This window comes from Adhaeribacter terreus, assembly GCF_042657365.1.
Taxonomy (GTDB): domain Bacteria; phylum Bacteroidota; class Bacteroidia; order Cytophagales; family Hymenobacteraceae; genus Adhaeribacter_A; species Adhaeribacter_A terreus.
In genome coordinates this window covers 69,312-77,447 of record NZ_JBHSKT010000013.1, presented here as the reverse complement: position 1 = coordinate 77,447, position 8,136 = coordinate 69,312, and the positions used below count along the sequence as shown (strand labels likewise).

Here is an 8,136-nt window from a genome sequence, read left to right as displayed (position 1 = left end):
CTCTTCCGTTTTTCTTTCTTTTGATGGGTACTCACCGAGGTTTTGAATAGTTGGTCGAATAACTTTCTTAACCAAAGTGGGTACTTTTTTTATCCCGCTAATTCACTTTTAAAACAGTTTCTAAGAAGTTAATCGTGCATTTTTTAAAATGCCTTCCCAAAAGAACTTCAGCTTCCTTTCAAAGTGAAATATTTTCTGCATGATCAATCAGTCAACAATCAACAATTCAATAATTCCCTTCAAAAACGCTATCTTTACAGGCTAAAAAACTGCCGGAATGGGAATAAAAGCCGCTTTAAGTAAACCGCTTGCCGCATGGGTAAATAGCCGCGACCAGGATTGGATGCGTTATCCAGTGCAGGCGCAACAAGCTGTTTTGGCCGATATTATTAAAAAGGCCGCCAATACTGCTTTCGGAAAAGACCACGGTTTCAGCAACATCAAAACGCATCAGGATTTTGTAAAAGCCGTGCCCGTGCGCGATTACGAAGGCCTGAAATCGTATTTCGACCGCGTAAAAAACGGTGAACCCGATGTGCTCTGGCCCGGAAAACCGATCTACCTGGCAAAAACTTCCGGCACAACTTCGGGCACCAAATACATTCCCATTACCAAAGCCAGCATTCCGAACCACATAAACGGTGCAAAAAATGCGCTGCTCAGCTACATTCACGAAACCGGCAACAGCAAATTCCTGGATGGCAAACTGATTTTCCTTTCTGGTAGTCCGGAACTGGAAGAAGTTGGTGGCATTAAAACCGGACGGCTTTCGGGCATTGTAAACCACCATGTGCCGGGTTATTTGCGCCGCAACCAAATGCCAAGTTTCGAAACCAATATTGTTGAAGACTGGGAAACCAAACTCGATAAAATTGTGGAGGAAACGCTGCCCGAACAGATGACTTTAATTTCCGGAATTCCACCCTGGGTGCAGATGTATTTCGATAAACTCCAGGCCAGAACCGGCAAAGAAATAAAAGATATTTTCCCTGATTTTTCGCTGTTCGTTTACGGCGGCGTGAACTTCGATCCGTACCGCGCCAAACTTTTCAAAAGCATCGGCAAATTCGTAGACAGCATTGAAACCTACCCGGCTTCCGAAGGCTTTATTGCGTACCAGAACTCGCAGAAAGATTCCGGACTTTTGCTTTTGTTGAACAGCGGCATTTTTTACGAATTCATTCCAACCAGCGAATTCTTCAACGAAAACCCGACGCGTTTAACTATTGGCGAAGTGGAACAGGGGGTGAATTACGCGCTGGTTTTAAGCAGCAACGCCGGTTTGTGGGGCTATTCTATTGGTGATACCGTAAAATTCGTTTCCAAAAAACCGTACAAAATAGTCGTAACCGGTCGCATCAAGCACTTTATTTCTGCTTTCGGCGAACACGTAATTGGCGAAGAAGTAGAAAGAGCTTTGTTCCAGACTTTGCGGCATTTCCACGGCATTTCGGTAGCAGAATTTACCGTAGCCCCGCACATCAGTGCCACCGAAGGCGAACCATCTTACCACGAATGGCTCATCGAATTCGATAAGAAACCTGCCAACATGCCCGCTTTTGAACGCACGCTGAATACCGAGCTCTGCAAACTGAACAGCTATTACGACGACTTGATTAAAGGCAATGTGCTTTCGCAGCTTAGAGTAACCGCTTTACCCGAAGCCGCCTTCCAGGATTACATGCGCAGCCAGGGCAAACTCGGCGGTCAGAATAAAGTACCCAGGTTAAGCAACGACCGGAATTTAGCCGAAGGATTGCTGAAGGTTTGAATTGGAATTCGGGATTTTGTAGGGACAGGGCTTAACCTGTCCGCACGTTATTGCGACAAAATGATGGGAAAAACGATAGGCTTTTGAGCTGAAAAAGTCAAAAATTTGATAATGTGGGTACAACCACCCCCAACCCCTCCTTTTTTAAGGCGGGGAGGTTTAAAAACCGTCCGCTAAAGCAGGCGGCAATGAAGGTTTGAGGTTTTTGACTTTTTGGGATGAAAATGATACCGTTTTCTTGAAATGCGTACGGGGGCTTTGATCAGGAATGCGAGCGGACAGGTCAAGCCCTGTCTCAACAAGAAAAAAACCGAAGAACTGCCAAAGCTATAACCTGGCAGTAAAGCAGCTCCCCGCCTGGACAGGAGGGGTTGGGGTGGTTGATTCTGGCAGCAGAAAAATTTGCCTGAAGCGTAAAGCATTTTGGCAGCCCCAAATATAAAACGGTAGCTATTAAGATCAAAAAACTGCTACCGCTAACGAGGTCCTTCGCTATCGCTCAGGATGACAAAAGATTAAATTTGAATAACACCTTGAAAAAAAGAATTGCAATACTAGGCTCCACCGGTTCCATCGGTACGCAGGCCCTGGAAGTGATAGAAGCCAACCCGGAAAGTTTTGAGCTGGAAGTTTTAACCGCCAACCACAACGCAAAATTACTCATAGCGCAGGCGCTGGCCTACAAACCGAACGCGGTAGTTATTGCCAACGATGCGCTTTACAACGAAGTGTTTGACGCCTTAGACCCGCACGATATTAAAGTGTACTCCGGCGCCAATGCCATTTGCAGCGTGGTAGAAATGGAAACCGTAGATCTGGTTTTAACCGCCATGGTAGGTTATGCCGGCTTGCAGCCAACCATTCGCGCTATAAACGCCGGAAAAACTATTGCCCTGGCGAATAAAGAAACCCTGGTAGTTGCCGGAGAGCTGATCACCAAGCTGGCCCGTGAAAAAGGCGTGAACATTTACCCCGTAGATTCCGAGCACAGCGCCATTTTTCAATGCCTGGCCGGCGAATTTCATAACCCGATCGAGAAAATAATTCTCACGGCTTCCGGCGGGCCGTTCCGGGGAAAGAATAAAACATTTTTAGAAACCGTAACCAAAGCCCAAGCCCTGAAACACCCTAACTGGACCATGGGCGCCAAGATCACCATCGATTCAGCCAGTTTAATGAACAAAGGCCTGGAAGTGATCGAAGCGAAATGGTTGTTCGGGCTAAGAAACGAGCAGATAGAAGTAGTAGTGCATCCGCAAAGCATTATTCACTCGCTGGTGCAATTCGAAGATGGCAGTATGAAAGCGCAAATGGGTTTGCCCGATATGAAGCTGCCTATTCAATACGCAATGGGCTATCCAAACCGTTTAAAATCTGATTTTCCCCGTTTTGATTTCCGGAATTTCAGCCAGCTTACTTTCGAACAACCCGATCTGGAAACGTTCCGGAATCTGCAACTGGCTTACGATGCGCTGGCCAAAGGCGGAAACGCACCCTGCGTGTTAAATGCCGCCAACGAAATTGCGGTAGCCGCTTTTCTGAACGATGAGCTCGGATTTTTACAGATGCCCGACTTAATTGAAAGCTGTATGGCCAAAGTTGCGTATATTGCACGTCCTTCGCTGGAAGACTACGTGCAAACCGACGCCGAAACGCGCCGCTTAGCCAAAGAGCTGAAGGTGAAGTACTAAAGAATTGTTGATTGTTAATTGCTGATTGAAATAATGCATATACGGTAAAAGTCCCCCTTTGGAGGGGTAGGGGGAGGATAGGAGATTTATCAGATTTTATTATTTGATCAGATATCCTAAAAAATCCTCCCCTACCCCCTCCAAAGGGGGACGAGGAACTTGCAAACCTTTTTTTTAAGTTTTTTAAAAGTTGTTTTGCTGCTCATTTTCACATTTACCAATCAATTATTAATTCTTAATTATTCATTATTAATTATTTTAAGTGGAAGCATTGATCATGGCGGGCCAGCTTATTTTAGGCCTCACAATTTTAGTAGGAGTACACGAACTCGGGCATATGCTCACGGCCAAATGGTTTGGCATGCGCGTCGAGAAATTTGCCATTGGTTTTCCGCCGAAAGTGGTTAGCAAACAATTCGGCGAAACCGAATACATGATCGGCGCTATTCCGCTGGGTGGCTTTGTAAAAATTTCGGGTATGGTAGATGAATCTTTAGATACCGCTGCCCTTTCCAAAGATCCTGAACCGTACGAATTCCGCGCGAAACCAGCCTGGCAACGCCTGATCGTGATGATGGGCGGTATCATCGTGAACGTGCTTACCGGTATTCTTATCTTTACCATTATTACTTACAACTACGGCGAAAGTTATTTACCAGCTTCCGAAGCGCGTTATGGCGTATTGCCAAACGACCTGGGCAAGCAAATGGGTTTCCAGGCCGGCGATAAAATTGTAAAAATTAACGGCCAGCCTTTCCAGAACTTCGATGATGTTTATGACCAGGATGTATTGCTTTCGCGCGGCGGTTATTATACCGTGGAGCGTAACGGCGAACTGGTAGATATTAAAGTGCCGGTAGACTTAATGGACCACATGGCCGACAAAGGCGATGCGCGTTTCGTGGAAACCATTTTTCCGTTCGAAGTAGGGCAGGTAGTAGCCAAGGAAAATGCGGCGGATGCAGGCCTGCAAACCGGCGATAAATTTGTAAGCGTAAATGGCCAGCCAACGCCATATTTCCACTTGTTTCAGACCGCTTTAAAAGCGAACGCCGGTAAAACCGTGCCCATGGTTATTGACCGCAAAGGCGAAGAAAAAACGCTGCAGGTAAAAGTAGATTCCGATGGTAAAATTGGTTTTGCACCGGTGCCTTTACTGAAATTCGCTACCAAAGAATACACCCTGATCGAAGCGGTTCCGGCCGGTACCAAACAAGCTTTTGGCATCGTAACGGCTAATATCAAAGGCTTCGGGAAAATTTTCCGCGGCGAGGTTTCGGCTTCCAAATCGTTGAGCGGTCCGATTGGAATTGCCAAAGTTTTCGGTGGAAATTTTAACTGGCTGAAATTCTGGTCTATTGTTGGTATGCTATCTATGGTGCTGGCTTTCATGAACTTCCTGCCTATTCCGGCGCTCGATGGTGGCCACGTAATGTTCCTGACCTACGAAATGGTAAGCGGTCGCAAGCCTTCCGATAAATTCCTGGAAAATGCACAGAAAGTTGGTATGGTACTGCTGTTAGGCTTAATGGCTTTTGCGATCTTCAACGACGTATTTAAGCTTTTTATGTAATATTCCGGAGCTTTCTGGCGTTAGAAGAATATAAATCGGGAACGTGCTGCGGTGCGTTCCTGTTTTTTTGCCTGAAGCCCTACCGTTTTTGAATTTAAGCTGATATTTGAAATGAAGATCCGGCGAATTTTTGCATTGCTTTTCGTGTTGTTCGCAGCGTTTTCAAACGCAGAAGCGCATCTGTACCACATCAGCATTGCCGAAATAAAATACAACGCTAAAACTCAAAGCCTGGAAATTGCCCTCAAAGTTTTTACCGACGACCTCGAAAAAACGCTATCTTTTGCAGCCCAAAAGCCTGTAACTTTGCAGCAGACCGCAGAAGTTAAAAAGCAACTCGAAACTTATCTGAAAAAGAATTTACGGCTGGAAAATGCTGCTAAACAAACTTATCAGCAACGCTTTTTAGGTTTCGAAACCGAAGCCGATGCCCAATGGCTTTTCCTCGAAATTGCGGTTAAACCCGACGAATTAAAACAGGCAAAACTCCGTAATCAGGTGCTGTTAGAAACATATCCTGACCAAATGAACCTGACCAATCTGGAAATAAACGGCAAGAAACACACCCTGATTTTTAAAGAAGGCGATGTGTCAAAAACATTGCTTTAACCTGCCAAAGTTGTTTGATATTATTGTCATCCTGAGCGTGAGCGAAGGGCCTTGTTGGCTTCTGATACAAATGCTAACTACAAAGCGCCTGCAAAACGCTATACTTTTGAGTTCCAAAAGTCCAGCAAAGAAATTAATTACCTGCTTTCAGCTAACAAGGTCCTTCGCTCACGCTCAGGATGACAGAAAATAATTATTATCTGCAGAAAAACGCTATCCTTTTAAACCAAAAAACCGCTGAAGTTACGAATGAACTTCAGCGGTTTTTTTTAGAGAACAACAATTTAACTAGTCCCAGCCCTGTAGCTGTTCCTGGTTTTGTTCGCCTTCCGGTTTTACCAGTTTAAATTCTACGCGGCGGTTAATTTTCATGTCTTCGTCAGTCAGTTCGTCTTTCAGTGGTTCGGTACTGCCGTAGCCAAATGAATCGATCCGGTCTTCGCTGAATTTTCCTTTCTTAGCCAGGTACCTTTTAATAGCGTCGGCGCGTTGCTGCGAAAGTTCCAGGTTCAGGTCAGGGTCGCCGCTGCTATCGGTGTGGCCGCCAATTTTTAATCGGAACGTAGGGTGATCGACCAGGTAAAGCACAATGCGGTCCAGGATCGGTTCCATGTCTTTCTTAATGTCCCATTTACCACCATCAAATTCAATGTTCTTGAATATCAATGGCAAACTGTGGTCTATCATGGTAGTCATCACCTTGAAAACGGTATCGGTAGCGAGGTCAAAAGTCTTCTCCACGCTAAAGAAATCCGGACTCTGAATAAGCATGGTATAACGCGTATTATCGATCAGGTCAAAATCAAACGTACCGTCCGGACGAATGTATTTCGAAGCCACTTCCACGCCGTTATCAAGGTCAATAATGGAAATGATACCGGTTAAGGGTTTGTTCGAAACAGAGTCGGTTAGAACTCCTTCAATGTGCGTTACGGCCAGCGGGTGCGCTTCCATCGGCAGCGGAAAGGAATACAGATCGAGGTTTTTCGGTTCTTTTGGGTCAGCTTTGGCATAATACAGATTTTTGCTTTCGCCGTCTATGCTGAAGTAATATTCGCTGCCTTTGCCGTTTACCAGCGGCCCTAAATTGCGCGGTTCCTGCCAGCGGTTTCCAACCCGGTAAGTTTTGTAAATATCGAAATCACCGAAATTGAGCAACTGTCCGCGCGAACTGAAATAAAGTACCTGGTAAAGCGGGTGAAAATAAGGGCTTACTTCATTTTCACGGGTGTTGATTACCGGGCCGGCATTTTGCGCAGGTGCCCATTTTCCGTTCTTCAGTTTATGCGTAAACCAGATATCCGATAAGCCAAAACCACCTAAGCGGTCAGAAGCAAAATAAAGCGTGTCTTCGTTTTTAGAAAGCGTGGGCTGCGAATCCCAGGCTTTGCTGTTAATTTCCGGCCCCAGGTTTTTTATTTTTCCCCAGGTTCCGTCTTCCAGCAAATGTGCAATATAAAGGTCGCAGTTACCGCGGCAATCCGGACATTCGCAACGCGCAAAATACAGCGTTTTGCCATCTTTGCTTAAGCAAGCCGAGCCTTCGTTCCAGATAGAATTAATGGGTTTGCCAAAAGATTGTGCTTCTTCCCAGGCGCCGTCCACCATTTTAGTGAAATACAGATCTTCGTTCGGAACAGCATTTAAACCGCGGAAAGTACGTTTAGAAGTGAAGATCAACTGGTTGTTTTCTGAAATAACCGCCGGACCGTAATCTTCGGCCTTCGAGTTAATTTCGTAACCCATATTCACGTTCACCCCTTTCGGCGGCAGGAATTTGGTAACGTTTTTCCGGTATTCTACCAGTTTATAATAGTAATCGAGCGGCACATAATAGTCCTTTTCCTTTTGCTCCAGTGAGTCGTAATAAAGCTGAACTTTTCTGATATCGGTGCGGTGATGTTTCAGTACAAGCTGGTAATAAGCTTTCGCTTTATCGAGTTGGTTTTTGCGTTCGTATAGCTGTGCCAGCCGCCACATGAGTTGGGTATCTTTATAGAAATTCTCGATCCCGAAATTGCCAACGTAAGCTTCCAGAAGCGGAAGGGTTTTCTGCCAGTTCTTCCGTTTTTCGTATTTCCGGATCGCTTTCAGCTTTTTTTTATCGTAGTAATACGGAATTTTATTTACGTTCGGAAAATCGATCGCAACTTCGGCTTTGGGAGCTATCTGGCGGGTAGAGTCGGTGAGCAATTTATTGTTTAACCGCACCTGTTTGGTTTTCTGGGCCGTGGCTGGATTGCCAAGCAAAACCAGCAAAAAGGTGCACAGTATTATAGGGAATCGGAAATTCATATGTAGTGCCCGTTTTTCTTCGCAAAAACGTTAACAAATTTATAATATTTCCTGACAAAAACTAAATCGTAACAGCAGCAGAGCCGGAAAAACGGTAGGATACAAGCCAGAAAAACTAAAAAGCTGCCAATTATTCGCCCTAATTTAAATCCGCTTTTCTTGGCACAGGTCTTGCGTTTTTTGTAATTTACGAAATT

5 protein-coding genes are annotated in these 8,136 nt (G+C 45.2%); 4 read left to right on the top strand and 1 reads right to left on the bottom strand.

What is annotated here, in order from left to right; genetic code table 11:
• The first annotated feature begins 277 nt into the window (after positions 1 to 277).
• The 4 genes from ACFPIB_RS16635 to ACFPIB_RS16620 all read left to right on the top strand — a co-directional run bounded on the left by ACFPIB_RS16635 (position 278) and on the right by ACFPIB_RS16620 (position 5,644).
• Entirely contained in the window at positions 278 to 1,771 is a 1,494-nt protein-coding gene (locus ACFPIB_RS16635) for a GH3 auxin-responsive promoter family protein (protein WP_378018602.1), read from the top strand.
• A gap of 521 nt (positions 1,772 to 2,292) precedes the next feature.
• Complete coding sequence (locus ACFPIB_RS16630; RefSeq protein WP_378018601.1) at positions 2,293 to 3,462, top strand: 1-deoxy-D-xylulose-5-phosphate reductoisomerase; 1,170 nt, start codon at positions 2,293 to 2,295, stop codon at positions 3,460 to 3,462.
• Between the two features lie 262 nt (positions 3,463 to 3,724).
• Positions 3,725 to 5,035 (top strand): RIP metalloprotease RseP, encoded by a 1,311-nt coding sequence (gene rseP / locus ACFPIB_RS16625; RefSeq protein WP_378018600.1) that lies wholly within the window; start codon positions 3,725 to 3,727, stop codon positions 5,033 to 5,035.
• Between the two features lie 111 nt (positions 5,036 to 5,146).
• Positions 5,147 to 5,644: a DUF6702 family protein gene (locus ACFPIB_RS16620; RefSeq protein WP_378018599.1), complete on the top strand. Its 498-nt coding sequence runs from the start codon at positions 5,147 to 5,149 to the stop codon at positions 5,642 to 5,644.
• 288 nt (positions 5,645 to 5,932) lie between these two features.
• On the opposite strand, the gene ACFPIB_RS16615 is transcribed toward ACFPIB_RS16620, so the two are convergent.
• A complete protein-coding gene (locus ACFPIB_RS16615; RefSeq protein ID WP_378018598.1) occupies positions 5,933 to 7,939 on the bottom strand; it encodes an OmpA family protein in 2,007 nt (668 codons plus the stop codon).
• Positions 7,940 to 8,136 lie beyond the last annotated feature (197 nt).